General features: G+C 63.0%; 28 protein-coding genes. 11 read left to right on the top strand and 17 right to left on the bottom strand.

The features are described from left to right. Positions 1-3 precede the first annotated feature (3 nt). Positions 4-507, top strand: coding sequence for a dihydrofolate reductase (locus NKG59_RS10670; RefSeq protein WP_045204475.1), 504 nt, complete (start codon positions 4-6; stop codon positions 505-507). 64 nt (positions 508-571) lie between these two features. On the opposite strand, the gene pmbA is transcribed toward NKG59_RS10670, so the two are convergent. Continuing rightward, entirely contained in the window at positions 572-1,945 is a 1,374-nt protein-coding gene (gene pmbA / locus NKG59_RS10665) for a metalloprotease PmbA (RefSeq protein ID WP_045204476.1), read from the bottom strand. 93 nt (positions 1,946-2,038) lie between these two features. Between pmbA and yjgA the strand changes: the two genes are divergently transcribed. Together yjgA and mog are read left to right on the top strand one after the other, a co-directional pair. Then, positions 2,039-2,656, top strand: coding sequence for a ribosome biogenesis factor YjgA (gene yjgA, locus NKG59_RS10660; RefSeq protein ID WP_301288126.1), 618 nt, complete (start codon positions 2,039-2,041; stop codon positions 2,654-2,656). Continuing rightward, positions 2,653-3,300 carry a molybdopterin adenylyltransferase gene (mog, locus tag NKG59_RS10655; RefSeq protein WP_253536682.1) on the top strand — a complete coding sequence of 216 codons (648 nt, stop codon included), beginning with the start codon at positions 2,653-2,655 and terminating at the stop codon, positions 3,298-3,300. The genes yjgA and mog overlap by 4 nt, the downstream gene beginning before the upstream one ends. Before the next feature lie 3 nt (positions 3,301-3,303). On the opposite strand, the gene orn is transcribed toward mog, so the two are convergent. Further along, the gene (gene orn / locus NKG59_RS10650; protein ID WP_394373621.1) at positions 3,304-3,948 is read right to left on the bottom strand and encodes an oligoribonuclease; all 645 of its coding nucleotides are present in this window, start codon (positions 3,946-3,948) and stop codon (positions 3,304-3,306) included. A gap of 76 nt (positions 3,949-4,024) precedes the next feature. Here orn and NKG59_RS10645 point away from each other — a divergent pair, with 76 nt between their 5' ends. From NKG59_RS10645 to NKG59_RS10635, 3 genes are read left to right on the top strand one after another with little or no spacing between them, the layout of a single operon-like run. Further along, positions 4,025-5,284 carry a M48 family metallopeptidase gene (locus NKG59_RS10645; protein ID WP_253536680.1) on the top strand — a complete coding sequence of 420 codons (1,260 nt, stop codon included), beginning with the start codon at positions 4,025-4,027 and terminating at the stop codon, positions 5,282-5,284. Continuing rightward, positions 5,281-6,228: a ribosome small subunit-dependent GTPase A gene (rsgA, locus tag NKG59_RS10640; protein ID WP_045204481.1), complete on the top strand. Its 948-nt coding sequence runs from the start codon at positions 5,281-5,283 to the stop codon at positions 6,226-6,228. The genes NKG59_RS10645 and rsgA overlap by 4 nt, the downstream gene beginning before the upstream one ends. A 30-nt stretch (positions 6,229-6,258) precedes the next feature. Further along, complete coding sequence (locus tag NKG59_RS10635; RefSeq protein ID WP_045204482.1) at positions 6,259-6,573, top strand: hypothetical protein; 315 nt, start codon at positions 6,259-6,261, stop codon at positions 6,571-6,573. A 32-nt stretch (positions 6,574-6,605) separates the two neighbouring features. Here the strand turns inward: NKG59_RS10635 and NKG59_RS10630 are convergent, their stop codons facing one another. The 6 genes from NKG59_RS10630 to rpsP form a co-directional block, all read right to left on the bottom strand. After that, positions 6,606-7,547 carry a CobD/CbiB family protein gene (locus NKG59_RS10630; protein ID WP_045204483.1) on the bottom strand — a complete coding sequence of 314 codons (942 nt, stop codon included), beginning with the start codon at positions 7,545-7,547 and terminating at the stop codon, positions 6,606-6,608. A gap of 108 nt (positions 7,548-7,655) precedes the next feature. Continuing rightward, on the bottom strand, positions 7,656-8,351 hold the full coding sequence (locus NKG59_RS10625; protein WP_045204484.1) for a CoA pyrophosphatase: 696 nt from the start codon (positions 8,349-8,351) through the stop codon (positions 7,656-7,658). Between the two features lie 105 nt (positions 8,352-8,456). Next, on the bottom strand, positions 8,457-8,843 hold the full coding sequence (gene rplS / locus NKG59_RS10620) for a 50S ribosomal protein L19 (RefSeq protein ID WP_253536679.1): 387 nt from the start codon (positions 8,841-8,843) through the stop codon (positions 8,457-8,459). Positions 8,844-8,916: 73 nt separating this feature from the next. Next, a complete protein-coding gene (gene trmD, locus NKG59_RS10615) occupies positions 8,917-9,705 on the bottom strand; it encodes a tRNA (guanosine(37)-N1)-methyltransferase TrmD (RefSeq protein WP_253536678.1) in 789 nt (262 codons plus the stop codon). Positions 9,706-9,728: 23 nt separating this feature from the next. Beyond that, positions 9,729-10,283 (bottom strand): ribosome maturation factor RimM, encoded by a 555-nt coding sequence (gene rimM, locus NKG59_RS10610; protein WP_253537479.1) that lies wholly within the window; start codon positions 10,281-10,283, stop codon positions 9,729-9,731. 133 nt (positions 10,284-10,416) lie between these two features. Continuing rightward, a complete protein-coding gene (gene rpsP, locus NKG59_RS10605; RefSeq protein ID WP_024976244.1) occupies positions 10,417-10,671 on the bottom strand; it encodes a 30S ribosomal protein S16 in 255 nt (84 codons plus the stop codon). A 145-nt stretch (positions 10,672-10,816) separates the two neighbouring features. On the opposite strand from rpsP, the gene NKG59_RS10600 reads away from it, so the two are divergent. The 4 genes from NKG59_RS10600 (at position 10,817) to NKG59_RS10585 (ending at position 13,430) form a co-directional block, all read left to right on the top strand. Further along, positions 10,817-11,890, top strand: coding sequence for a PQQ-dependent sugar dehydrogenase (locus NKG59_RS10600; RefSeq protein WP_253536677.1), 1,074 nt, complete (start codon positions 10,817-10,819; stop codon positions 11,888-11,890). 193 nt (positions 11,891-12,083) lie between these two features. Beyond that, positions 12,084-12,476: a hypothetical protein gene (locus NKG59_RS10595; protein ID WP_253536676.1), complete on the top strand. Its 393-nt coding sequence runs from the start codon at positions 12,084-12,086 to the stop codon at positions 12,474-12,476. A 127-nt stretch (positions 12,477-12,603) separates the two neighbouring features. Further along, the gene (locus NKG59_RS10590) at positions 12,604-12,786 is read left to right on the top strand and encodes a hypothetical protein (RefSeq protein ID WP_045204490.1); all 183 of its coding nucleotides are present in this window, start codon (positions 12,604-12,606) and stop codon (positions 12,784-12,786) included. A 188-nt stretch (positions 12,787-12,974) separates the two neighbouring features. Then, entirely contained in the window at positions 12,975-13,430 is a 456-nt protein-coding gene (locus NKG59_RS10585) for an NINE protein (RefSeq protein WP_045204491.1), read from the top strand. Here the strand turns inward: NKG59_RS10585 and NKG59_RS10580 are convergent, their stop codons facing one another. The 3 genes from NKG59_RS10580 to NKG59_RS10570 all read right to left on the bottom strand — a co-directional run bounded on the left by NKG59_RS10580 (position 13,431) and on the right by NKG59_RS10570 (position 16,819). Further along, positions 13,431-14,555, bottom strand: a complete 1,125-nt coding sequence (locus NKG59_RS10580) for a PA0069 family radical SAM protein (protein ID WP_253536675.1) — start codon at positions 14,553-14,555, stop codon at positions 13,431-13,433. Positions 14,556-14,637: 82 nt separating this feature from the next. After that, a complete protein-coding gene (locus NKG59_RS10575; RefSeq protein WP_253536674.1) occupies positions 14,638-16,257 on the bottom strand; it encodes an alkaline phosphatase D family protein in 1,620 nt (539 codons plus the stop codon). Between the two features lie 64 nt (positions 16,258-16,321). After that, positions 16,322-16,819 (bottom strand): Lrp/AsnC ligand binding domain-containing protein, encoded by a 498-nt coding sequence (locus tag NKG59_RS10570; RefSeq protein ID WP_253536673.1) that lies wholly within the window; start codon positions 16,817-16,819, stop codon positions 16,322-16,324. A gap of 122 nt (positions 16,820-16,941) precedes the next feature. Between NKG59_RS10570 and NKG59_RS10565 the strand changes: the two genes are divergently transcribed. Beyond that, on the top strand, positions 16,942-18,231 hold the full coding sequence (locus NKG59_RS10565; protein ID WP_045204494.1) for a D-amino acid dehydrogenase: 1,290 nt from the start codon (positions 16,942-16,944) through the stop codon (positions 18,229-18,231). Between the two features lie 65 nt (positions 18,232-18,296). Here the strand turns inward: NKG59_RS10565 and NKG59_RS10560 are convergent, their stop codons facing one another. The 6 genes from NKG59_RS10560 to NKG59_RS10535 form a co-directional block, all read right to left on the bottom strand. Continuing rightward, the gene (locus NKG59_RS10560) at positions 18,297-20,081 is read right to left on the bottom strand and encodes an acyl-CoA dehydrogenase (protein ID WP_253536672.1); all 1,785 of its coding nucleotides are present in this window, start codon (positions 20,079-20,081) and stop codon (positions 18,297-18,299) included. A gap of 168 nt (positions 20,082-20,249) precedes the next feature. Then, positions 20,250-21,185 (bottom strand): electron transfer flavoprotein subunit alpha/FixB family protein, encoded by a 936-nt coding sequence (locus NKG59_RS10555; RefSeq protein WP_253536671.1) that lies wholly within the window; start codon positions 21,183-21,185, stop codon positions 20,250-20,252. A gap of 65 nt (positions 21,186-21,250) precedes the next feature. Next, a complete protein-coding gene (locus NKG59_RS10550) occupies positions 21,251-22,000 on the bottom strand; it encodes an electron transfer flavoprotein subunit beta/FixA family protein (protein WP_024976254.1) in 750 nt (249 codons plus the stop codon). A 189-nt stretch (positions 22,001-22,189) separates the two neighbouring features. After that, positions 22,190-22,990 carry a MetQ/NlpA family ABC transporter substrate-binding protein gene (locus NKG59_RS10545; protein WP_045204497.1) on the bottom strand — a complete coding sequence of 267 codons (801 nt, stop codon included), beginning with the start codon at positions 22,988-22,990 and terminating at the stop codon, positions 22,190-22,192. A gap of 33 nt (positions 22,991-23,023) precedes the next feature. After that, the gene (locus NKG59_RS10540) at positions 23,024-23,677 is read right to left on the bottom strand and encodes a methionine ABC transporter permease (RefSeq protein WP_253536670.1); all 654 of its coding nucleotides are present in this window, start codon (positions 23,675-23,677) and stop codon (positions 23,024-23,026) included. Then, positions 23,667-24,716 carry a methionine ABC transporter ATP-binding protein gene (locus NKG59_RS10535; RefSeq protein WP_253536669.1) on the bottom strand — a complete coding sequence of 350 codons (1,050 nt, stop codon included), beginning with the start codon at positions 24,714-24,716 and terminating at the stop codon, positions 23,667-23,669. The genes NKG59_RS10540 and NKG59_RS10535 overlap by 11 nt, the downstream gene beginning before the upstream one ends. Positions 24,717-24,778: the final 62 nt, after the last annotated feature.

Below are 24,778 nucleotides of genomic sequence, written 5' to 3'. Positions count from 1 at the left end.
CGTATGACCATCCTGACGCTCATCGTCGCCCGCGCCCGTAACGGCGTGATTGGCCGCAACAACACGCTGCCCTGGCGGCTTCCCGAAGATCTCGCGCACTTCAAGCGCACCACGATGGGCGCGCCCATCGTGATGGGCCGCAAGACGTACGATTCAATCGGCCGCCCGCTGCCGGGCCGACGCAACATTGTCGTCACGCGCAATGCCAAGCTCGAACTGCCGGGCTGCGAGATCGCATTTTCGATGGAAGATGCGCAGCGCCTGTGCGTCGGCGCCGAGCAGATCTTTCTGATCGGCGGCGCACAGCTGTACGCGGATGCCCTCCCGAGCGCAGACCGCCTGATCGTCACGGAAATCGACGCCGATTTCGAAGGCGACGCGCACTTTCCCGCGCCCGACCCCAAGCTCTGGCACGAAGTCGCACGCGAGACGCACCACGCGGCAGCACCCAACGATTTCGACTATGCGTTTGTTACGTACGAACGCCCGCCATCTGACGAGCAATAATCCCAGCAGGCCATAAAAAAACGCGCTCAGTTTCGAGCGCGTTTTTTATTTCGGCAGTGACGATTTATTCGCCGGCAATTGTCATCTGTTCGATCAAGATCGAGCCAGTTTCCTTCGTACCACGCACGAGCGCATCGGCACCGATGGCGACGATCTGGCGGAACATCTCACCCAGGTTGCCGGCAATCGTGATTTCTTCCACCGGATACTGAATCACGCCGTTTTCAACCCAGTAGCCTGACGCGCCGCGCGAGTAATCACCCGTCACGTAGTTCACGCCCTGGCCCATCAGCTCGGTGACCAACAGGCCCGTACCCATACGGCGCAGCATGCCGGCAAAGTCATCCTCAGGCGTGGTCTTGTCGGAGAACAACGTCAGGTTGTGCGAGCCGCCGGCATTGCCCGTGGTTTGCATGCCGAGCTTGCGCGCGGAATACGTCGACAGAAAGTAGCCCTCCACCACGCCGTTCTTCACCACATCGCGGCGCTGCGTGCGTACGCCCTCCTCGTCGAAAGGCGCGCTACCCATGCCGTTGAGGACGTGCGGGTCTTCCGTGATCTGCACATGCGGCGCGAAAACTTCCTTGCCCAGCGTATCGAGCAGGAACGTCGACTTGCGATACAACGCGCCGCCCGACACCGCCTGCACAAACGCCCCCAGCAAACCCGCCGCCAGCGGCGCCTCGAACAACACCGGGCACTTGCGCGTTGTCAGCCGGCGCGCGGACAAACGCGCCAGCGCACGTTCCGCCGCGTACTTGCCGATCGCTTCCGGTGCGGCCAGATCGTCCGGCGAGCGCTTGGATGAATACCAATCGTCGCGCTGCATATGCGCGCCCGAACCGGCGATCGGCGCGGCCGAAATGAAGTGACGCGAATACGGGTAGCCCGCCATGAAACCGCGCGACGTGGCCAACACAAAGTGCGAATGCTGCGCCGAGATGCTCGAGCCGTCGCTGTTGCGGATCTTCGGGCTTACGGCAAAGGCAGCGGCTTCAGCAGCGCGTGCGATCTCCACGGCGGCTTCCGCATCGATCATCCACGGGTGATAGAGCTGCAGGTCTTGCGGGTGCTTCTCCAGCAGTTCTTCTTCTGCCAAACCGGCGCAATCATCATCGGCGGTGAAGCGCGCAATGTTGTAGGCAGCCTCGACGGTGGACCGCAGTGCCGCCGGCGAAAAGTCTGACGTGCTGGCGTTGCCACGCTTCTTGCCGAGCATGACCGTCACACCAACAATCTTGTCGCGGTTCTGCTCGATGGTCTCGATCTCGCCCTTGCGCACCGTGACCGACAGGCCTTGGCCTTCGGAGATTTCCGTTGCGGCATCGGAGGCGCCGAGTTCGCGTGCAATGCGGAGCACATCGGTGGCCATCTCCTCGAGCTGCTCGCGGCGGTAGGCAAACACAGGGGCGGTCTTGGAATCGGGCGTTTGAGACATAGGCAATGGAGGGGAGAAACGGGTGCCGGGATTTTGCCAAAAGCGGGCAAGAACTGGCGAAAGCGCCCATCATAGCAAGATACAATGCGCGCCATGAGCCGAGCATCCCGACACAACCCCACGTATCTCCAACCCGTCGTGCGCACCGACATCGGTGACGAGGACGATCCGGATACGCCCAAGAGCAAATCGCAGCGCAAGCGCGAGGTGAATGCCTTGCAAGACCTGGGCACCGCCCTGGAAGCGCTGCCCAAGGACAAACTCGCCAAGGTGCCGCTGCCCGAAAAGCTGCTCGACGCCCTGCGCGAAGCCAAACGCACCACCGCCCATGAAGGCAAGCGCCGCCAGATGCAGTACATCGGCAAGCTGATGCGCGCCCTGACCGACGAGGAAGTCGAAGCCATCCGCCGCGTTCTGGCCACCTTCGTTGGCGCTTCCAAGGCGGAAACCGCGCGTCTGCACGCCATCGAGCGTTGGCGCGACCGCCTGATCGCCAGCGACGACTCCGTTACCGAGTTCATTGCAGCGCACCCGGATTCCGACGTGCAGGCGCTGCGTACGCTGGTGCGCAATGCGCGCAAGGAAGCACAGTTGGCCAAGCCGCCCAAGTCGTCGCGCGAGCTGTTCCAAATGGTCAAGCAGGCCCTGTCGGCCAATGACCGCGACGAAGACGACGCCGATCAACCCGAAGCCGAAGACGACGAAGCATGACAGCCCCCGCCCCCTCCGCGCCGATCACCCGTCACCACGCCGACGAACTGATCGTTGGCTTCGTGTCGATTTCGGACCGCGCCTCGGCCGGCACGTATCAGGATGAAGGGATTCCCGCTCTGCGGGACTGGTTTGGCACCGCGCTCTCATCGCCATGGCAAGGGGTGGAGCGGCTGATTCCGGACGATCAAGCGGCGATTGCCGAAACGCTGATCGACCTCGTCGACCATGCCGGCTGCGATTTGGTGCTCACCACGGGCGGCACCGGCCCGACGCGTCGCGATGTGACGCCCGAAGCCACGCTGGCCGTCGCCACCAAGGAAATGCCAGGTTTCGGCGAGCAGATGCGCCAGATCAGCCTGCACTTCGTTCCGACGGCGATTCTGTCGCGTCAGGTGGCGGTGATCCGCGAAACGCCGTCGCGCGCCACGCTGATCATCAACCTGCCCGGCCAGCCTCGCGCCATCAAGGAAACGCTGGAAGGCTTGAAGGATGTGGAAGGCCGCGCCACGGTGCCGGGCATCTTTGCGGCCGTGCCGTACTGCATCGACCTGATCGGCGGCCCGTATGTCGAGACGCACGACAGCGTGGTGAAGGCCTGGCGGCCCAAGCACGCTGTGCGCGCAAAACCCCTGCAGGCTTAACGCTTACGGGGCCACCGAAGACGCCAGCGCTTCAGCGTCCGGCGTTTGCGGCACGTCGCGGATGAAGTGCTCGCGGTAATAGCGCAGCTCTTCGATCGACTCAATGATGTCTGCGAACGCCGTGTGCCGCTGGTGCTTCGTAAAGCCCTTGGCAATGGCCGGCTGCCAGCGCTTGCAGAGTTCCTTGAGCGTGGAGACGTCCAGGTTGCGGTAATGGAAGTACTCCTCAAGCTTGGGCATGTAGCGCGCCATGAAACGGCGGTCCTGGCAAATAGAGTTGCCGCACATCGGGGACTTGCTCTTCGGTACCCACTTCTTGAGGAAGGCCAGCAGTTCCGCTTCCGCTTCCGCTTCGGTCGTGGTGGATGCCTTGACCTTGTCGATCAGGCCCGAACGCCCGTGCGTGCCCTTGTTCCAGGCGTCCATGCCGTCGAGCAGCTCGTCGGACTGATGAATCACCAACACGGGGCCTTCAGCGAGGATGTTCAACTCCGAATCCGTCACCACCACGGCCACTTCGATGATGCGGTCGTTTTCGGGGCTCAGGCCGGTCATCTCCATGTCGAGCCAAACGAGGTTGTTATCGCTCTTGGCGGCAACGCGGTTGGCGGGCGAGGAGGATGCAACGGACGAAACGGGGGTACTCACTGGGGTGCTCACTCAAGGGCCTTGAGAAAATGACTGAAGGCTATAATTTTCGCATATCTGATAGGTGTTTCCCCACATGCCCGCCTTTACCGCTGTATTCCTGATCGCCCTTGTACTGATGTCCGCCGCGCGCCTATGGCTGGCCGCGCGGCAAGTCCGTCACGTGGCGCGTCACCGTGATGCCGTGCCTGCGCAGTTCGCCGAGTCGATCACGCTGGACATGCACCGCAAGGCCGCGGACTACACCATCGCCCGCACCCGTCTGGCGATGCTGGAAGTGCCGGTTCAGGCCGCCCTGCTGATCGCGCTGACGCTGCTCGGCGGACTGAACTGGGTCAACCAGGCATGGCTGGGCGTGTTTGGGCCCGGTTATGCGTATGGCGTGGCGCTGATCGCATCAGTCATCGCGATCAGCAGCGTGATCGAGCTGCCGTTTTCGCTGTACGGGCAGTTCGTCGTCGAAGAACGATTCGGCTTCAACCGGATGACGTTCAAGCTGTGGCTGGCCGACAACCTCAAGGGCTTGGCCATCGGCACCGTGCTGGGTCTGCCGCTGCTGCTGGCGGTGCTCTGGCTGATGGACAAAATGGGCGCGTACTGGTGGCTTTACACCTGGATCGTATGGATGGCGTTCATGCTGTTTGTTCAGGCGATCTACCCGAACGTCATCGCGCCGCTCTACAACAAGTTCACCCCGCTGCAGGACGAGGAAATGCGCTCGCGCATCGAGAGCCTCCTCCGGCGCTGCGGCTTCGCCAGCAAGGGCTTGTTCGTGATGGACGGCAGCCGCCGCAGCGCCCACGGCAATGCCTACTTCAGCGGCTTTGGAGCAACCAAGCGCATCGTCTTCTTCGACACGCTGCTTGCCCGCTTGAACCCGTCCGAAATGGAAGCCGTGCTCGCGCACGAGCTAGGCCATTTCAAGCGCCACCACATCACCAAGCGCATCGCCGTGACGTTCGTGCTGAGCCTCGGTGCGCTGGCGCTGCTCGGCTGGCTTATGACGCGCACATGGTTCTACCTGGGTCTTGGCGTCGCACCCAACCTGTTCTCCGACAACCACGCGCTGGCGCTGATGCTGTTTTTCCTGGTGCTGCCAGTGTTCACGTTCTTCGTCTCGCCGCTGGCGAGCCTGTCGTCGCGCAAGGACGAATACGAAGCGGATGCCTTCGCCGCCGAGCACGCCGACGCCAATCAACTTGTCTCGGCGCTGGTCAAGCTGTTCCAGGACAACGCATCGACGCTCACCCCGGACCCGGTCTACTCAACGTTCTACTATTCGCACCCGACTGCATCGCAGCGCGTGGAGCGCCTTGTGCAGGCTCGCACGGCATGACGCGCGGCAAACCGGGCCGCGCCCATAAGCAGGCAGCCACCGGCGAACACGGGCTTGTCATCGCCGCGCACGGGCGCCATTACTTGGTAGAACGCGAGGGCGGCGGCTTCCTGCAATGCTTCCCGCGCGGCAAGCGCAGCGAATGCGCTGTCGGCGATCGGGTGGTCTATGAAGCCACCGCCGTCGACCAGGGCGTCGTCGTACGCGTTGACGAGCGCCGCAACCTGCTCCACCGCTCCGACCAGTTCAAATCGAAGGTGCTGGCAGCGAACCTGGATCAGATCATCATCATGCTCGGCACCGAGCCGAGCTTTTCGGAAGATCTGCTTGGCCGCGCGCTTGTCGCGGCAGAATCCCTCGGCCTCACCCCACTGATCCTGCTCAACAAGATCGACCTGACCGCGCGGTTGGAGACGGCTCGCTCACGCCTGGCCCTCTACCGAGAGCTGGGTTACACGATCGTGGAATTGACCGTCCATGGCGCGCCGGACGCCGCGCACGCCGCGCTCGAACCGCACGTGGCTGCGCGCGCTTCGATCCTGATCGGACAATCGGGCATGGGCAAATCATCGCTGCTGAACCTGCTGATTCCGGGCGTGGACGCGCAAACGCGCGAGATCTCCGAAAAACTGGATTCCGGCAAGCATACGACGACGTTCACGCGGCTCTATCACCTACCCGCTGAATGGGGCCAGGGCGGCGTGCTGATCGACTCGCCGGGCTTCCAGGAATTCGGCCTGCATCACCTGAGCGAAGGCATGTTGGAGCGGGCCTTTCCCGAATTCCGCCCCCGCCTGACCGAGTGCCGCTTTTATAACTGCCGGCACCTGCAAGAACCTGGCTGTGGCATTCTGGGTGCGATGGCCGAAGGCAAGATCGATCCACGGCGGCACCAGCTTTATGCGCAACTGCTGCACGAATCGGAGCAACAGAAGCCTTGGTAGCGGCTTCGTAACACGTTCGGGGGGGCTGAGATGAAGTTGCTGATCAGCAGTTCATCGCTCGGCATGGCGGCACACTGGCAGAACGTGCTGTCTGCAGCCGGCATCCGCACCGAGCTGCGCAACATTTACCTGAGCAGCGTAGCGGGTGATGTTCCGCCGCAGGACTGCGCAGCGCAAGTCTGGCTCGTGAACCCCTCGCAGGAAGCGCAGGCTCAAGCGCTGCTCGATCAAGCGCAGCATCCGCCCACCGGGCCGGCATGGCGTTGCGTGCATTGCGGAGAGAGTCACGAGCCGCAGTTCGCCCAGTGCTGGCGCTGCGGCAAAGACCGCGAGGATGCGGCCTGATTGATCGTTCAGCGGCTAGGCGTCGTGCCGCATCAGCCCAGCCACACGGCAATCGACAGCATCGCCAGCAGCAGCATCCACAGCACCACCGCGCGCCACACCAGCCCCACAGCTGACTGCAGCGTGCGGACATTCGGCTCCTGCCCCACTTCCATCGGATAGGCGCCGTCTTCGTCGGCAATGCTGTCGACCGAATCGCGTTGCGCAATGGGCGTGCCCAGACGCACGCCGAGTGCGCCGCCCCCGGCCGCCAGCAGGATGCCATTCACTTCGTCGTTCCACTTGGCAGCGCGGTTGCGCCACGCGTACACGGCATCTTCAAAGTTACCCACGATGGAGAAGCCAATCGCAGTCAGGCGCGCGGGGATGTAGTCGATGACGAAAAATGCCTGACGGGCGAATAGGCCCAGCGCGGGGCTGCGCTCCGTCGACGTGTCGCTCCAGTGGCGAGCGAGGTATTCAGCGCCGCGGTACAGCACAACGCCCGCCGGCCCGATCGGCACCAGGAACCAGAAGAACACGCCAAACACGTGACGATGCGCCGCCACGATCGCGCATTCGAGCGTGTGGCGGACGATCTCGTTGACAGGCATGTCGGTCGTGTCCTGCCCCGACCATTCGTTGAGCAGCAGGCGCGCAGTGACAACGTCATCGCTGCGCAGCGCCTCGTGGATATCGGTGAAGTAGTGGCTGAACTGGCGGAAGCCAAGCGTCAGGTAGACCATCAGCACGTTCCACAGGAACGCCAGCCCAAGGCTGATCGACGACAGGAGGTAGTGCACCAGCGCCACGACTACCACGGCCGGCAGCGTAACCACGCACCAAGCGAGCACGGCATCGCGACGATGGCCCGTGTCGAACCATTCTTCTGCCCGCGCGGCCAGTGCGCGTACGACGTCGTAGATCGGGTTGTCCCGGCTGAGCGCACGGAACTGTTCAAGAATCAGCGCGCAGAGTACGGAGAAAAAAGTCATTGGAAGGGCGTTGCGAAGGCGTGGATCACGCCGTGGAGGCGATGTGCAAGACGATAGCACACAGCGTGCGCGCAACAGCGCACCTTGGGGCTCATATTCGCACCAACGCTACGCTGCCAGCAGGTGATACAGGTTGCGCAGCATGCCCGCCGTCGCGCCCCAGATGAAGTGATAACCAGCGTCTGGCGCTTGGTCAGATCGCCGATACGGCATCGCGTAGAAACGACGCACACGGTCTTCCCAACGCAGCTCGCGCACTTCGTGGTTGGCTGGGTCCATCAAGAAGGCCAGCGGCACTTCAAACACCTCGGCCACTTCGCTGGGGTCGGGTTGAAGCGTGAAATCGGGCGCCAGCAGTCCGACAATCGGACTCACGTGGAAACCCGTCCCGGTGATGTAGTCAGGAAGGCGACCGATCACCTCAATGTGATTCGCACTGATGCCGACCTCTTCCATCGTCTCGCGCAGCGCCGTGTCGACCATGTCGAGGTCGAAATCTTCCCGCCCGCCGCCCGGAAAGCTGACCTGGCCGGCATGTTGACTAAGCGACGCATTGCGTTGCGTCAGCAGCACCGTCAGACCCACCTCGCGCTGCACCAGCGGCACCAACACCGCCGCCTCGCGCAACTTGAGCGAAGCATCGATCAGGCGGGATTCATCCGTCTGCTCCGGCTGCCAGTCGGGCGGCATCTGCAGCCGTGCGCGTACGAACTCGGCGGTCAACCGCGCGACCTCGAGCGCCGGCAACGATGCCTCGGTCGGCACCACCGGCAACTGCTCAGGATCGAACAAGGGACGGCGCATCGGATCGGAATGAATAGTGATGGGCTAAAAATACATATGTGGTCAATCTTCCGCCGCAAAAGAGAAAAAAGGCACCCGAAGGTGCCTTTTCGCAACGCGCGCAGATTACTCCGCTACGGCTTCCTTGCGCTTGAAGGTCAGCTTCTCCTTGATGCGTGCCGACTTGCCCGAGCGTTGGCGCAGGTAGTACAGCTTCGCACGGCGCACATCACCGCGACGCTTCACTTCGATGCTAGCCAGCAGCGGCGAGTACAGCTGGAACGTACGCTCCACGCCTTCGCCCGAAGAGATCTTGCGAACGATGAACGACGAATTCAGGCCACGATTGCGCTTGGCAATCACGACGCCTTCATACGCCTGCACACGCTTGCGGGTGCCTTCAACGACGTTCACGTTGACGATCACGGTGTCGCCAGGGGCGAACGGGGGGATCGTCTTGTTGGCCGTCAGGCGCTTGATTTCTTCCTGCTCGATTTGCTCGATGAGATTCATCTTTTTCTCCTAGACCATCATGCCGGCGTTTTGCCCAGTCGATAGACCGCGGCCCCGGTAGAGGATGGGAACTTCACTTGGCCGAGCCTTCCGGTGTGGAAGCCTCTGACCCCTTTGCCGTTATCGCCGCGGCAGCGAGGAAGACCTCATCGCTGCGGGACAACAAACCCTGCTTGCGCGCCGCCTCGATCAGATCGGGCCGCTTGCGCATCGTATTCAACAGCGCCTGCTGGCGGCGCCACTTCTCGATCTCGGCATGGTGGCCACCCAGCAGCACATCGGGCACACGCACACCTTCGTACTCTTCCGGCCGCGTGTAGTGCGGGCAATCGAGCAAACCGTTGACGAAACTGTCTTGCACCGCCGACTGTGCATCGCCCAGCACGCCGGGCAACTGCCGGACCACAGCGTCGATGATCGCCATCGCTGCCAGCTCTCCGCCGGAGAGGACGAAATCGCCAAGGCTGATTTCTTCATCTACGCGACGGTCGACCAGACGTTGATCGATCGCTTCGTAACGGCCACACAGCAACGTGAGGGCCGGCAGTTGCGCCAGTTCCATCACCCGCTTGTGCGTAAGCGGCTTGCCTTGCGGCGACAGCAACACCACATGCGAAGCCGCCGGCGCTTGCGCTTCATGAATCGCGTCCAGCGCGGCTTCCAGCGGCTTGGCCAACATCACCATGCCTGGACCACCGCCGTAAGGGCGATCGTCCACGGTGCGGTAGTTGTCCGTCGTGAAATCGCGCGGGTTCCAGGTGCGCAACGTGTACACCTGCTGCTTGGCTGCACGGCTGGTGATCCCCCAGTCAGTGAGCGCCCGGAACATGTCCGGAAACAGCGAGACGACGTCGAACTGCATCGCCGAATTCTCCGGCCGCATGTTCAGTAATCCAGACCCCAGTCGACGACGATGCGCTTGCCTGCGACATCCACCGACTTCACGTAAACCTCGACAAACGGCACGAGCCGCTCAACCTCGCCCTCACCGACGATACGCAGGACTTGATGCGCACCGTTGTCGATCAGGCCGCCCACCGTGCCAAGCGTTTCCTGTTGCTCGTTAACGACCGTGGCGCCGATCAGATCGACCCAGTAGAACTCGTCATCGTCCGGCTCGGGAAAATCAGCCCGGCTGACCCACACGGCATAGCCGCGCAGCGCCTCGGCGACATTGCGATCGGGCGCGGCAGGCGAACCCGCCACCACCGTGCCGCTATGCTCACGCGACGTGCCAACGGGAAACACCCGCCAGTCTGCCGACGTTGCCAGTGCGCCAGCAGCCGGCTTGAGCCACCAGGTGCGAGCATTCAGCAGCGCATCGGCATCGCCGTGCAACTGGACCTTGATCCAACCGCGAATACCGTAGGCTCCACCGACATAACCCACCTCGACGAGATCGTCGGGGAGCGTCGGGTTGGTGCCCGCGCCCGGGCGCATGGCTTGCAGCCGTTCGGCAACCTTTTGCGAGGTTGCCTGCGTTGCAGCAGCCACAGGACCGGGCCGTGTCGATGCGGCGCGCGTCACAGCAGGAAGTGCTCAGACGGCACCGTCGATCGACGCATGCTAAAACTTAGGCAGCGGCTTTCTTGCCGTTTTGCTTCACCAGACGGGCAACCGTCGGCGACAGTTGTGCGCCCACGCCTTCCCAATAGGTCAGGCGGTCTTGCACGATGCGCAGACCTTCTTCGCCTTCACCGGCGAGCGGGTTGTAGAAACCGACGCGCTCGATGAAACGGCCATCACGGCGGTTACGCGAGTCGGTCGCAACGATATTGAAGAACGGGCGCTTCTTGGAGCCACCGCGGGCCAGACGGATCACGACCATGGATCTATTCCTTGAAAAACTGGGTATGCGTACAGAGAAACACGCAAGTATAGCGCAATTTCTCCGACCAAACAAACACTTAGGCGTAGCGAATGGAGATGCCGGGCGGCACGCGCGGCAAGGACGGTACGTAAAGGCCGCCATTGTGGTCGCAGCTTGGCTTGGTGGAGTGGCTGCAGCACTCGCCCAGCTCTCCATCGAGACACTCCACGTACCGCCCGGTTTCCGTGTCGAAGTGCTGACCGACGCGATGCCGGCCGCACGTGAAATGGCGCTTTCTCCAGCCGGCATTCTTTATGTCGGGAGCCGCGTCGGCAAAGTCTACGCGATGTCATTGCAGACGCCGAATGCGCCCATCCATGTGGTGGCGTCTGGGCTGCAACTCCCTGTTGGCGTCGCATGGCGTGACGGCAACCTGTATGTGTCTGCGGTTTCGCGTGTGGTGCGGCTCGATGGCATCGACAAACGACTCGGCAATCCGCCCGAGCCCGTGGTCATCAATGACAAGCTGCCGACGGAAACGCATCACGGTTGGAAATTCATCGCATTCGGGCCAGACGGAAAACTGTATGTGCCTGTTGGCGCACCCTGCAATATCTGCCGCCCCGATGAAAACCGGTATGCCAACATCATGCGCATGAACGCCGACGGCAGCGGCCTGGAACTGGTGGCGCGCGGCATTCGCAACACGGTCGGCTTCGACTGGCACCCGACCACGCACGAATTGTGGTTCACCGACAACGGCCGTGACCTGATGGGTGACGACGTGCCCGACGACGAGCTGAACCGCATCACTCAACCCAATCCGCACTTCGGCTACCCGTTCTGCCACGCGGGCAACATTCCCGACCCGGAATTCGGCGCCGGACACCCGTGCAGCAACTACGTGCCGCCCGCCGCCAAGCTCGGGGCGCACGTGGCGGCGTTAGGCATACGGTTCTATCCGGGGGGCAGCTTTCCGGCGGAGTACCGGAACAACATCTTCGTTGCCGAGCATGGCTCGTGGAACCGCTCGTCAAAGGTGGGCTACCGCGTCATGCGCGTCGCACTCGACGCTGCTGGCAATGTGACGAAGCAGGAACCGTTCGCGCACGGCTGGCTGCAAGGCGAACAGGCGTGGGGACGCCCAGCCGATGTGCTCGTGGCACCCGACGGCAGCCTGCTGGTGTCCGACGACTTGGCCGGCGCTGTGTATCGCATCCGCTACACCGGGAAATGACCTCGGCGTCGCCCCTCGCCATGGCAAAGCGTGCACGAAACATCTCGTTACACGGGTAACGTTCGGACAGTGGATGCCTGCTGAGTGAAGCCTTACATTGACAAGCATGAACACGCGCAGCCGATCTCTGTTGCACACATCAGAAGCACGCGGCGCGTGGCGCTTTCGAATCCTTGCCCGACAGGAGATAGCCATGCCGATTCGCGCATTGCTTCGCCCTTTGGCGGCAGGCGTTCTGATCGTCGCCTCTGCGGGCGCTGTGGCTGCCAACGCATCGGCGCGTCAAGCCGCCGTCGCCTTTGCAAAATCCGCCCTGCCCGTCTGGACGCAAACGGCACAGACGACACCGCAGGAGCGTCCGTTGGTGGCGCAATTTTTTGCCGACACGCGCAGTGAGCAGGCCGCCCGCATCCGCGCGCAAATGGAGCGCATGGAAGCACGCGCCCGTGCCGATGATCGCCTCAATGGCCGGGTTCAACCTCGGGATGGCGGCGGCCGCGGCGACTGGCAGCAACAGCAAGAACGCATGCGCCAGGAGCGCGGCAACGGCGACCAAGGTAACTGGCGCGGCTCGCGCCGAGGCTGAGGCACATACGCGGCCGCATTTCGCATCCCGGAACTTGCCTGGGGCACCTGAGTCGGATTGGATGTCACGTGCACACGTTTGGCGTGCACGCGGCATCACACCAATCACAACGACAACAGGTGCTCCAATGTCATTTCCCCTCCACCGCCACGTGCGGCTTATCCTCGGCCTGATCTGGACCACGGCCTTTATGCTGATGCTCGCTCACCTGCTCTACGGTGAAGTCGGTTCGCGCCATCAAGCACCCCAGCTACAGCAAGACGCGACGGTTTCGATGAGCGTCCCGTCGCTGCGTCCGGTTCCGATTTAGTGATCCTGCCTCTCCTGCCGCAAGCGCTCCGCAGCGTTGCGCGCATCCGGCCGAACTGACGGCCTCTTCTTCCAGTTGCTGATGCGTCTTTAGGACGCGCTCCCGGCGCCGCCATTTTGGCTGCGCCGCGGTTGATGTTGGGCGTAGAATGCGCGGCGCTGTCTCTTGCCGTGTGTCCACCGCCCGCTATGCCTACGACCGCTCTCCAGAAAAAATCCAAGCTGTTGACCGTGCTGCTCGCCTTCCTGTTCGGTAGCGTGGGCGCGCATCGCTTCTACCTCAAGGGCGGACGCGATTTCTGGGCGTGGTCGCAAGTGCTTGCCATGGCGCTCGGCGCGATTGGCGTGGCGCTGCTGTGGTCGACGCAGCGTGCGAGCGTCCCGGGCTGGGTCTGCGCAATAATCGGTGGATCTTCAGTGCTGGCGGGCTATCTGTCTGCGCTGGTCTACGGCCTGCGCCCCGACGAAAAATGGGATGCGCAATTCAATGCCGACGGCGCGCCCACACATTCGGGCTGGCCTGTCGTTCTGCTCAGTATCCTCACGCTGATGATCGGCACAGGCCTGCTGATGGCCGGTCTCGCCATCACTTTCCAGACGTATTTCGAAACGCAGGTGCAGGCAGCGAAAGAACTGTCGCAGTAGTCAAAACAAGCTGCCCTGGCGCTCATCGACCGGCTTTCGCGGCTTGACGGCGCGCGCCGGAGGTTTGAACTGCGAGGTATCAAGCACCAGTTCGTTGTAGCGGTGGTAACTGAAGCCGAGCCTGTCGGCGGTCTTGTAGAAACGCTGCCGCAATAAGTCCGCCCAAATGCCGGTGCCGCGCATGCGCGTGGCGAAATCCGCCTTGTAATCCTGCCCACCGTGCAGATCGCGAATACGGTTCATCACGCGTTGCGCCCGATCCGGAAAATGCGCCGTCAGCCAATCCTGGAACACCCCGTTTAGCTCATTCGGCAAGCGCAGCACGATGTAGCTCGCGTACGTGGCGCCCGCCTCGTGCGCAGCCTCCAGAATCTGCTCCATGTGGTCGTCCGTGATGAACGGAATCATCGGCGCGACGCTGACTCCCACCGGAATACCCGCCTCGGCCAGCGTGCGAATCGTGCGCAGGCGGCGCGATGGCGTGGCGGCGCGGGGCTCCAGCTTGCGCGCCAGATCGGCGTCGAGCGTGGTGATCGTGACGGCGGCTACGACGAGGTTCTTTGTCGCCATCGGGGCGAGCAGATCGATGTCGCGCTCAATCAATGTCGACTTGGTGATGAGCCCGACCGGGTGGCCGCAATCGTGCAGCACCTGCAATACGTCGCGCGTGATGCGCAACTCGCGCTCGATCGGCTGATACGCATCGGTGTTCACGCCCAGCGCAATCGCCTCGCAACGGTAGCCGGGCTTGGCCAGCGTCTCGCGCAGCACCTCGGCGGCATTGGTCTTGGCGAACAGCTTGGTCTCAAAATCGAGACCCGGCGACAACTCCAGATACGCATGCGTGGGCCGCGCAAAGCAGTACACACAACCATGCTCACACCCGCGATACGGATTGAGCGACACCCCAAACGGAATATCCGGCGACTGGTTATGGCTCAGGATCGAGCGCGCACGTTCGATGGAGACAGAGGTCTGGATGCGCGGCGGCGCGTCATCCGGATCGAGATGCCCGACGAGCGGTTGCCAGCAGTCGTCGACACGCGTGCGTTCGTCGCGTTCGAAGCGGCCTTGCAGATTGGAAGTGGCGCCGCGCCCCTTGCGAGGGACGTGGCGATCGGACATATCGGACACAGCAGAACAGAATGGATGCGGGGGCTTGCTGATCCTATCGCATCCGCCCCCGCCCCGCTGTGGGTGACGCCGGCTACGCCTCGGGATCGAGTTTCACTTCCCAGAGCGATTTGCCGTCGAGGTCGTGGAGCGACACGTGCATCGTGCGCGTGACCGGGTCGATCTTGGCGCGGCCGTAATACTGCTGCAGCGCTGCCGGCGACTGGTTCTGCGGATTGTCCTTGGGAATGCTGATGTAGCGCAGGTCCGGCCCAAAGGTCTGATCCACTTCGTTCGGCCCGAACGTGCCCGCGTTGATCGGCCCACCGACGAATTCCCAGAACGGCTTGAACTCCGTGAACTTGGCACGCGACGGGTGGTAGTACGTAGCCTGCGCGTAGTGCACATCAGCCGTCACCCACACCACGTTTTGGATGTCCTCCTGCTTGATGAAGCGCAGGATCTCCGCCAGTTCCAGTTCGCGGCCCAACGGCGCGCCATCATCCGCATTGGCCCAGGCTTCGTAGGTGCCCTTGGGCACGTCCGGATTCAAATCGGGCACGATCAGCGAGATCGGCATGTCGCTGGCAATCACCTTCCAAGTCGCCTTCGACTGCTTGAGCGATTGCTTGAGCCACGCCGCCTGTGCGGGGCCGAGGAAGGCCGAATCGGCATCCAGCTTGGTCTGGCGGTTCGGCGAGTTGCGCCCGCGATAGCTGCGCTCGTCCAGCATGAAAACGTCGAGCAGCGGCCCGTACTGGAACGCGCGGTAGATTTGCTCGGGGTCGATCGGGTTGAATCGGAACGGGTTGTACTCGAACATCGCCTGCTTCGCGCGGGCGGCCAATAGCGACGCGCTGCGCTCCTGGTAGCGCTTCTCTTCCGGGCCGATCTGCTGGCCGGGATACCAGTTGTTGCGCACTTCGTGGTCGTCCCACTGCACGAGGAACGGCACTTCAGCCGAGAACGCCCGCTTGTTTTTGTCGAGCTGGTTGTAGGCGAAGGCACCCCGGTAATCGTCGAGCGTTTGTGCAACGTGCGACTTGGCCTCGGTAACAAGGTTGGTCCACATCGAGCCGTCGGGCAGCTTCACCTCGGCCTGGATCGGGCCGTCGGCGTAGATCTGGTCGCCGGAGTGGATGAAGAAGTCGGGCGATTCGCGACGCATCGCTTCGTACAGCCGATATCCGCCAAAGCGCTCGTTGATCCCCCAGCCCTGGCCAGCTTCATCGCCAGAGAAGACGAAGCAGATCGGGCGATTGGCCGACACGGGTGCCGTGCGGAAACGACCGGTGACGGGCTCGCTGAAGACTTTGTCGTGCACGAGGTCCTGGAAGCGGACGCGGTAGAACAGGTCAGCACCAGCGGGCAGGCCCGTCAGGTCAACGCGGGCTGTGAGCCCGCCGCTTTCGAGGGCCGCTGGGCCAACGCGACGCGCGACGCTCTTGAAGGCGGCGTCCGTGGAATATTCGACGATCATGCGCGCAGGCCGGTCGGTGCGGCTCCAAACGATGGCGCTGTCGGCCGTGATATCGCCACTCATCACACCACCGGGCAGTTGGGGGCGCAGGCGCTCGGACGTCACGGCGGCCGGCGCGACGCCCTGGGCCAGCACATCGCCAATACGCGAGCCGAGCAGTGCGGTACCACTGGCGGAAACGAGGCCCTTGATAAGCGTGCGGCGGGTCGGCTTGAAGATCGGCTGGTCGGACATGCGGGCTCCGGTGTCGGTGATGAAGGTGCCGGCCAGCCTAAGGCGTTTCCGTGACAACGCTACGTCACGCGGCCCCTTCCGTCACATCGATAGCGAGCGTCTCCTTGATCTCCTCCATCACGATGTAACTCTTGGACTGCACTGCGCCGGGCAGTTGCAGCAGGATGTCGCCCAGCAAGCGGCGGTATTCGCTCATCTCGCGAATGCGCGCCTTGATGAGGTAATCAAAATCGCCCGAAACAAGGTGGCACTCCAGCACCTCGGGAATGCGCAGCACCTCGCGCCGGAACTGCTCGAACATGTTGCCGGACTTGCTTCCCAGGCTGATCTCCACAAACACCAGCAGCGACGCACCCAGCATGGCCGGGTTGAGCCGCGCGTAGTAACCCAAGATGAAATGCTCGCGCTCCAGCCGTTTGACACGCTCGATGCACGGCGTGATGGTCAGGCCGACCGCCTCGGACAGCTCTTTCATCGACAGCCTTCCGTCTTTTTGCAGCAGGTCGAGGATGCGCCGATCGAGCTTATCGAGGGCCCGGACGGGCTTGCGCTGGGTTCGCATGATTGAAAACACCTCAAAATCGAAATTGTTTCTGTTTCCGACAAATATACAGAAACAATTGCTGGTCTTGTACGAATACGATAGCGACATCTATCGCAAATGCATCTCTGGGGAGTATCACCATGCGCGTGCTCGTTCTTGGCAGCGGCGTGATTGGCGTGACCAGCGCCTATTACCTGGCCCGCGCGGGCCATGAAGTCACCGTCGTCGACCGTGAAGCCGGTCCTGCGCTGGAGACGAGCTTTGCCAATGCTGGCCAGATCTCGCCGGGCTACGCGTCGCCGTGGGCCGCCCCGGGCGTGCCGCTCAAAGCCATCAAGTGGATGTTCCAGCAGCACGCGCCGCTCTCCATCCGCCCCGACGGCACGCTCTTCCAACTCAAGTGGATGTGGCAGATGCTGCGCAACTGCGACGCCGCCAGCTATGCGCAAAACAAGGAGCGCATGGTCCGCCTGGCCGAGTACAGCCGCGACTGCATCCGCGACCTGCGCGCCGACACCGGCATCGCCTACGAAGGCCGCCAGCAAGGCACGCTGCAAATCTTCCGCACCCAGCAACAGCTCGACGGCGCCGCGAACGACATCGCCGTGCTCGAGCGCGCCGGCGTGCCCTACGAACTGCTTTCACGCGAAGACCTCGTGCGCAGTGAACCAGGCCTGGCCTCGACCCGCCACAAGCTGGCCGGTGGCTTGCGCCTGCCCAATGACGAAACGGGCGATTGCCAACTCTTCACCACGCGCCTCGCCGCGATGGCGGAAAAGCTAGGCGTGCGCTTCCGTTTCAACAGCACGATCAACAGCCTCATCTTCAAGAACGACGCCGTACGCGGCGCGCTGGTCGACGGCCAGCCGATCGACGCCGATCTCGTGGTCGTGGCGCTGGGCAGCTACAGCACGCCGTTCCTGAAGAATCTGGTGAACGTGCCGGTCTACCCGCTCAAGGGTTTCTCGATCACCGTACCGATGACGGACGCGGCGAAGAGCCCTGCATCCACCATCCTGGACGAGACCTACAAAGTCGCCGTGACGCGCTTTGACGACCGCATCCGCGTGGGCGGCATGGCGCAGATCGTCGGCTACGACAAACGCCTGGACCCGGGCAAGCGCAAGACACTGGAGTTCGTGGTCAACGATCTGTTCCCGGGTGCCGGGGATGTGTCGCGCGCCTCGTTCTGGACCGGCCTGCGCCCGATGACGCCAGACGGCACGCCCATCGTTGGCCAGACGCCCGTGCGCGGCCTGTGGCTCAACACTGGCCACGGCACGTTGGGTTGGACCATGGCATGCGGCTCGGGCAAGCTGCTGTCGGATCTGGTGTCCGGCCGCTCGCCCGCCATCCGCTCGGATGACCTGTCGGTGTATCGCTACCTGGGCGGCACGCAGATGCCGGCAACCAAGCCTGCGCTTGCCTGATCACCTGCGCTGCATGCAACAAAAAGGGAGGCCGAAGCCTCCCTTTTTTGTTCCACTGATACCGCTTAGAACTGCACTTCCGGCATCGCACCGATCGTCTCGCCGCCCGTCAGCACGCTCTGCGCAATACCGGGTGCCTGCGTGAGCAACACGTCAGCGAACACGCGCGCCGTGGCGATCTTCGCACCATAGAAGTTCGGGTCTTCGCTCTCGCGGTCGATGGCCACCAGCAACGCACGCGCCATCTGCCAACCCGACAGCACGATGCCGCACAGTCGCAGATACGGCACGCTGCCCGCGAACACGGCATTCGGCTGCGCCTTAGTCTGCGCGACCACAAAGTGCACCACCGATTCCAGTGCCTCGCGACCTGCTGCCAGACGCGCCCGCATCGCGTCGCAATGCGCACCGCCCTTTGCTGCCAGCGCCGCTTCCACCTTGGCGATTTCCGCGCAAATGCCCAGTGCCCCTGCGCCACCATCGCGCACCGTCTTGCGGCCGATCAGATCGTTGGCCTGAATGGCCGTGGTGCCTTCGTAGATCGGCAGGATGCGCGCATCACGATAGAACTGCGCGGCGCCCGTCTCTTCGATAAAGCCCATGCCGCCGTGCACCTGCACGCCCATGCTGGTGACGTCAATCGACATCTCGGTGCTCCAGCCCTTCACGATCGGCACCAGGAATTCGTACAGCGCTGCGTTCTGCTTGCGCGTTGCATCATCGGCCGCGTGATGGCCAGCATCGCACGCTGCAGCAGCCACATAGGCCAGCGCGCGTGCGCCTTCGGTCATGGCGCGCATCGTCAGCAGCATGCGCTTCACATCCGGGTGGTGAATGATGGGCACGGCCTTGGCAACAGAGCCATCCACGGGGCGGCTCTGCACGCGGTCGCGCGCATACGCCACGGCCTTCTGATACGCGCGCTCCGATACGCCGATGCCCTGCATGCCCACCGCATAACGCGCCGCGTTCATCATGATGAACATGTATTCCAGGCCGCGGTTTTCTTCGCCGACCAGCGTACCGATCGCCCCGCCGTTGTCGCCAAATTGCAGCACCGCCGTCGGGCTCGCCTTGATGCCGAGCTTGTGTTCGATCGACACGCAATGTGCATCGTTGCGCGCGCCCAGCGAGCCGTCTTCATTGACCATGAACTTCGGCACCACGAAAAGCGAAATCCCCTTCACGCCTTCCGGCGCGCCCGGCGTCCGCGCCAGCACAAGGTGGACGATGTTCTCGGCCATGTCGTGCTCGCCCCAGGTGATGAAGATCTTCGTGCCGAAAATCTTGAACGTGCCGTCGCCGACCGGCTCGGCGCGCGTGCGCACGAGTGCCAGATCGGAGCCGGCCTGCGGCTCGGTCAGGTTCATCGTGCCCGTCCATTCGCCCGAGATGAGCTTGGGAACGAAAAGCTGTTTCTGCTCTTCGGTGCCAGCCGTCAGCAACGCCTCGATGGCACCATCCGTCAGCAGCGGACAGAGGGCGAACGACAGGTTGGCCGCATTCAGCATTTCGATGCACGCCGTGGCGATCAGCTTGGGCAAGCCCTGGCCGCCGTATTCCAGCGGGTGCTGCACACCCTGCCAGCCGCCTTGGCCGAACTGGGCGAACGCTTCTTTGAAACCCGCGGTGGCCGTGACGACGCCGTCTTTCCAACTGCTCGGATTGCGGTCGCCTTCCGCGTTGAGCGGCGCAACCACTTCACCGGTAAAGCGCGCGCTTTCTTCCAGCACGGCCTGCGCTGTGTCGGCGGTGGCGTCTTCAAAGCCAGGCAGCTTGGCGACGTTGTCCAGGCCGGCCAACTCGTTCATCACGAACAGCATGTCCTTGACGGGAGCTTGATAGGTCATGTCTCTCTCCAACTCTTGTTAAGCGCGATCAGGACAGTGCCTCATCGAATGCGTGACGCACTCTCCTGATAGCGCTCGCGTATAAAAAAGCCGTTTCCAAACAGGTCGGAAACGGCTTTGCGTCGGGCATTGCTGCGCGCTTCTCTTGATGCGCGCAGCGCGGTGCAATCAGCCCAGTGCGGTCACCAGCTCCGGCACGACAGCGTTCAGGTCGCCCACGAGGCCATAGTCCGCCACCTGGAAGATCGGCGCTTCCGGATCCTTGTTGATCGCGACGATCACCTTGGAGTCCTTCATGCCGGCCAAGTGCTGGATCGCGCCCGAGATACCGACGGCGATGTACAGCTGCGGCGCGACGATCTTGCCGGTCTGGCCAACCTGGTAGTCGTTCGGCACGAAGCCGGCATCCACTGCGGCGCGCGAGGCACCCAGCGCGGCGCCCAGCTTGTCCGCCAGCGGCGTCAGCACCTTGGTGTAGTTTTCGCCCGAGCCCACGCCACGGCCACCCGACACGATGATCTTGGCGGCGGTCAGTTCCGGGCGGTCGCTCTTCGTCACTTCACGCGAGACGAATTGCGAGATACCGGCGTCAGCCACGGCGGCCAGGCTTTCGGTTGCAGCGGAGCCACCGGTAGCGGCAGCCGGGTCGAATGCCGTGCCGCGCACGGTGATCACCTTCACCTTGTCCGCCGATTGCACGGTGGCAATCGCGTTGCCCGCGTAGATTGGGCGCTCGAAGGTGTCCGGGCCGTCGACCTTGGTGATGTCGGACAACTGGGCCACGTCGAGCTTGGCGGCCACGCGCGGCAGGATGTTCTTGCCGTAGGCGGTGGCGGGTGCCAGGATGTGGCTGTAGTTGCCGGCAACGGCCAGGGCCTGCTCGGCGACATTCTCGGCCAGGCCATCGGCAAACTGAGGCGCGTCGGCCAACAGCACCTTGGTCACGCCGGCGATTTGCGCAGCGGCCTGGGCGGCAGCGCCGCAGCCAGCGCCGGCCACCAGCACGTGGACGTCACCACCGCATTGGGCGGCTGCCGTCACGGTGTTCAGGGTCGCTGCCTTGATGGATTGATTGTCGTGTTCAGCAATAACGAGTGCGGTCATCTTGATCTGCCTGTTCGGTGTGCTTGAAGTTGCGTGCAGTTGCGGGAGGGTTACAAACCCGCCGCTTACAGCACCTTGGCTTCCGTCTTGAGCTTGGACACCAGCGTGGCCACATCGGGCACCATCACGCCGGCGCTGCGCTTGGCGGGCTCGACCACCTTCAGCGTCTTCAGGCGCGGTGCAACGTCCACGCCCAGATCTTCCGGCTTGACCGTGTCGAGCTGCTTCTTCTTCGCCTTCATGATGTTCGGCAGCGTCACGTAGCGCGGCTCGTTCAGGCGCAGGTCGGTGGTGACCACGGCCGGCAGCTTGACCGACAGGGTTTCCAGACCACCGTCCACTTCACGCGTGACCGAAGCCTTGCCGTCGGCAATCTGCACCTTCGAGGCAAACGTGGCTTGCGGCAGGCCGGCCAGCGCAGCCAGCATCTGGCCGGTCTGGTTGGCGTCGTCGTCAATCGCCTGCTTGCCGAGGATGATCAGCTGAGGCTGTTCCTTGTCGACCAGCGCCTTGAGCAGCTTGGCAACGGCCAGCGGCTGCAGCTCTTCGGCGGTCTCGACCAGAATGCCGCGGTCGGCGCCGATGGCCATGGCGGTGCGCAGGGTTTCCTGGCACTGCGTCACGCCGCACGAGACGGCGATCACTTCAGTAGCGATGCCCGCTTCCTTCAGGCGAACCGCCTCTTCCACGGCGATCTCGTCGAACGGGTTCATGCTCATCTTGACGTTGGCAAGATCGACACCGCTGCCGTCCGTCTTCACGCGAACCTTCACGTTGTAATCGATCACGCGCTTGACTGCGACCAGGACTTTCATGCGCTCACTCCACTAATTGATAAGACGATTTTGCAAAACGCCGGCCATTATAAGGGGGGCCGGTCGCTCGCGTAATTTTTCCGAACGGTCGTGCTATTTTAACCGCGAAAATTTGCCGGACGCCAGTCAAACGTCCGGCAATCTGTTCGGTAGAACCCTCTACCGGGTCACCGAGGGATCACAAAGTGGTTACCAAGCCACAATCACCGCATCTTTGTACTTCGTCTTGACGAAGGACTTCACGGCGTCGGAATGATACGCCTTCACCAGCTTGGCAACCCAGGGTTGGTCCTTGTCGGCGGCGCGGATGGCGATCACGTTGGCATACGGGCCTTTCGGGCTTTCGATGGCGATGCCGTCCTTGGTCGGGTCCAGGTTGGCCTTCTCGGCGTAGTTGCCGTTGATGGCGGCGGCATCTAGATCATCCAGCGAGCGCGGCAGTTGCGCGGCATCCAACTCGACAAACTTCAGCTTCTTCGGGTTCTCGGCCACGTCGCGCGGCGAGGCCTTGAAACCGGCGTTCGGCTTGAGCTTGATCACGCCTTGCGATTGCAGCAGCAGGAGCGCGCGGCCTCCGTTGGTCGGATCGTTCGGCAGGCCGAAGCGCGCACCGTCCTTCAGTTCCTTCAGCGACTTGATCTTCTTCGAGTAGATACCCATCGGGAAGGTGATGGTCTGGCCGACGCTCACGAACTTGTAGCCACGCGTGGCAATCTGGTCATCGAGATACGGCTGGTGCTGATAGCTGTTGGCGTCCAGATCGCCGGCGGCCAAGGCGGCGTTCGGCTGGATGTAATCGTTGAACTCGACGATCTGCAGCTTCAGGCCATCCTTCTCGGCGACCTTCTTCACTTCTTCCATGATCTCGGCGTGCGGGCCGGCGGTCACGCCGATCTTGATCGGCTTGCTCTGCGCCAGGGCGCTGCCCGCGACCAATGCCAGTGCGGCACCAAGGCTCGCGGACCATTGCAGCAGTTGACGGCGATTCATTGTGTTTCCTCGTTGTGTCTGTCGATTGGGTGATTAACGGTGGCTCAGGCGGCGCACGAGACAATCGCCCGTCGATTGCACCGCCTGCACAAAGACGATCAGGATGACGACAACCGCCAGCATGATGTCCGATTCGTAGCGCTGATAGCCATAGCGAATGCCCAGATCGCCCAGGCCGCCGCCGCCGATGGTACCGGCCATGGCCGAGTAGCCGACAAGACTGACGAAGGTGATCGTCAGGCCAGCGAGGATGCCCGGCATCGCCTCGGGCAACAGCACCTTGTAGACGAGTTGACCCGTCGTAGCACCCATCGATTGGGCGGCCTCGATCAGGCCGCGGTCCACTTCGCGCAACGCGGTCTCAACCAAGCGCGCAACAAAAGGAATCGCAGCAATCGTCAGAGGCACGATGGCCGCGGCAGTGCCGATGGACGAGCCCGCCAGTAGGCGCGTGAACGGAATCACCGCGACCAGCAGGATGATGAACGGCACCGAGCGCACGGCATTGACGACAAGGCCCGCCACGCGGTTGAACACCGGCGCCGACAGCACGCCGCCCGAAGTCGTCAGATACAGCAGCACGCCCAGCGGCACGCCAAACAGCGCACCAATGCCGCCGGACACCCCAACCATGGCGAGCGTTTCCCAGAAGGCTGGCAGGAACAGATCGGTCAGGTCAGACCACATGGTTGATCTCCTCGACCACCACGCCTTGCTCGCGCAGGAAGTTCATCGCGTTGTTGATATCGGAGGTTTCGCCCGACGCCAGGATCGCCAGCGAGCCAAAGGCCTGGCCCTGGATCTCGTCGATATGGCCGTGCAGGATGTTGAAGTCGAGCCCGTAGTTGCGGATCGCATGCGCCAGGACCGGTTGGTCCACGCCTGCGCCGGTAAAGGCGAGACGGAACAGGTGGTCGCGACCACCTTGCTCACGTGCGGTGAGACGGCTTTCCACGCGCGCCAGAACGGAGGGCGGCAGCTCTTGCGAGATCACCTCCCCGATGAGCGCGCGCGTCACGTCATGCGCGGGCTTCAGGAACACGTCAATCACGCGGCCCAGTTCCACCACCCGGCCGGCGTCGAGCACCGCCACCCGGTCGCACACCTGCTTGATGACTTCCATCTGGTGCGTAATCAGCACGATGGTCAGACCCAGTTCGCGATTGATCTTGCGCAGCAGGTCAAGAATCGAGCGCGTGGTCTCCGGGTCCAGCGCGGAGGTCGCTTCGTCGGAGAGCAGCACATCGGGCTGGCTGGCGAGGGCGCGGGCGATGCCAACGCGCTGCTTCTGGCCACCGGAAATCTGCGCAGGGTAGCGGTCCTTGTGTGCAGACAGGCCCACCAGTTCCAGCAGCGGCAACACGATCTCGCGTATGCGTTCACGCGACGTGCCGGCCAACTCCAGCGGCAGCGCCACGTTGTCGTACACGGTGCGCGACGACAGCAAGTTGAAGTGCTGAAAGATCATGCCGATCTTGCGGCGCGCCTGACGCAGGCCGTCGGCATTGAGTGCGGTGAGCTCCTGCCCTGCCACGGTAACAGTGCCGGAGGTCGGCCGGTTCAGGAGATTGATGACGCGGACCAGCGTGCTCTTGCCCGCGCCGCTGCGGCCGATGATGCCGAAGATCTCTCCCCGGTCGATGGCGAGGTCCACATCGCGCAGCGCGTGGACGTCATGGCCGCCCGCTCCCCGAAAATGCTGCGATATCCCCTTGAGTTCGATCATGCGTACAGACAAAAACGGCAACCGCCTTGTGCCTAGGCCGTTGCCGTCTCTTTTTTGTTTGA

Source organism: Ralstonia chuxiongensis (genome assembly GCF_024158925.1).
In the GTDB taxonomy this organism is placed as follows: Bacteria; Pseudomonadota; Gammaproteobacteria; order Burkholderiales; family Burkholderiaceae; genus Ralstonia; species Ralstonia chuxiongensis.
This window is presented reverse-complemented; position numbering and strand designations above follow the sequence as displayed.

What these genes read in the sequence shown, in the direction of transcription:
- NKG59_RS10670 (WP_045204475.1), top strand. Translation starts at nt 4, where the DNA reads ATGACCATCCTGACGCTCATCGTCGCCCGCGCCCGTAACGGCGTGATT.
- pmbA (WP_045204476.1), bottom strand. Translation starts at nt 1,945, where the DNA reads ATGTCTCAAACGCCCGATTCCAAGACCGCCCCTGTGTTTGCCTACCGC.
- yjgA (WP_301288126.1), top strand. Translation starts at nt 2,039, where the DNA reads ATGAGCCGAGCATCCCGACACAACCCCACGTATCTCCAACCCGTCGTG.
- mog (WP_253536682.1), top strand. Translation starts at nt 2,653, where the DNA reads ATGACAGCCCCCGCCCCCTCCGCGCCGATCACCCGTCACCACGCCGAC.
- NKG59_RS10645 (WP_253536680.1), top strand. Translation starts at nt 4,025, where the DNA reads ATGCCCGCCTTTACCGCTGTATTCCTGATCGCCCTTGTACTGATGTCC.
- rsgA (WP_045204481.1), top strand. Translation starts at nt 5,281, where the DNA reads ATGACGCGCGGCAAACCGGGCCGCGCCCATAAGCAGGCAGCCACCGGC.
- NKG59_RS10635 (WP_045204482.1), top strand. Translation starts at nt 6,259, where the DNA reads ATGAAGTTGCTGATCAGCAGTTCATCGCTCGGCATGGCGGCACACTGG.
- NKG59_RS10630 (WP_045204483.1), bottom strand. Translation starts at nt 7,547, where the DNA reads ATGACTTTTTTCTCCGTACTCTGCGCGCTGATTCTTGAACAGTTCCGT.
- NKG59_RS10625 (WP_045204484.1), bottom strand. Translation starts at nt 8,351, where the DNA reads ATGCGCCGTCCCTTGTTCGATCCTGAGCAGTTGCCGGTGGTGCCGACC.
- rplS (WP_253536679.1), bottom strand. Translation starts at nt 8,843, where the DNA reads ATGAATCTCATCGAGCAAATCGAGCAGGAAGAAATCAAGCGCCTGACG.
- trmD (WP_253536678.1), bottom strand. Translation starts at nt 9,705, where the DNA reads ATGCAGTTCGACGTCGTCTCGCTGTTTCCGGACATGTTCCGGGCGCTC.
- rimM (WP_253537479.1), bottom strand. Translation starts at nt 10,283, where the DNA reads ATGCGCCCGGGCGCGGGCACCAACCCGACGCTCCCCGACGATCTCGTC.
- rpsP (WP_024976244.1), bottom strand. Translation starts at nt 10,671, where the DNA reads ATGGTCGTGATCCGTCTGGCCCGCGGTGGCTCCAAGAAGCGCCCGTTC.
- NKG59_RS10595 (WP_253536676.1), top strand. Translation starts at nt 12,084, where the DNA reads ATGCCGATTCGCGCATTGCTTCGCCCTTTGGCGGCAGGCGTTCTGATC.
- NKG59_RS10590 (WP_045204490.1), top strand. Translation starts at nt 12,604, where the DNA reads ATGTCATTTCCCCTCCACCGCCACGTGCGGCTTATCCTCGGCCTGATC.
- NKG59_RS10585 (WP_045204491.1), top strand. Translation starts at nt 12,975, where the DNA reads ATGCCTACGACCGCTCTCCAGAAAAAATCCAAGCTGTTGACCGTGCTG.
- NKG59_RS10580 (WP_253536675.1), bottom strand. Translation starts at nt 14,555, where the DNA reads ATGTCCGATCGCCACGTCCCTCGCAAGGGGCGCGGCGCCACTTCCAAT.
- NKG59_RS10575 (WP_253536674.1), bottom strand. Translation starts at nt 16,257, where the DNA reads ATGTCCGACCAGCCGATCTTCAAGCCGACCCGCCGCACGCTTATCAAG.
- NKG59_RS10570 (WP_253536673.1), bottom strand. Translation starts at nt 16,819, where the DNA reads ATGCGAACCCAGCGCAAGCCCGTCCGGGCCCTCGATAAGCTCGATCGG.
- NKG59_RS10565 (WP_045204494.1), top strand. Translation starts at nt 16,942, where the DNA reads ATGCGCGTGCTCGTTCTTGGCAGCGGCGTGATTGGCGTGACCAGCGCC.
- NKG59_RS10560 (WP_253536672.1), bottom strand. Translation starts at nt 20,081, where the DNA reads ATGACCTATCAAGCTCCCGTCAAGGACATGCTGTTCGTGATGAACGAG.
- NKG59_RS10555 (WP_253536671.1), bottom strand. Translation starts at nt 21,185, where the DNA reads ATGACCGCACTCGTTATTGCTGAACACGACAATCAATCCATCAAGGCA.
- NKG59_RS10550 (WP_024976254.1), bottom strand. Translation starts at nt 22,000, where the DNA reads ATGAAAGTCCTGGTCGCAGTCAAGCGCGTGATCGATTACAACGTGAAG.
- NKG59_RS10545 (WP_045204497.1), bottom strand. Translation starts at nt 22,990, where the DNA reads ATGAATCGCCGTCAACTGCTGCAATGGTCCGCGAGCCTTGGTGCCGCA.
- NKG59_RS10540 (WP_253536670.1), bottom strand. Translation starts at nt 23,677, where the DNA reads ATGTGGTCTGACCTGACCGATCTGTTCCTGCCAGCCTTCTGGGAAACG.
- NKG59_RS10535 (WP_253536669.1), bottom strand. Translation starts at nt 24,716, where the DNA reads ATGATCGAACTCAAGGGGATATCGCAGCATTTTCGGGGAGCGGGCGGC.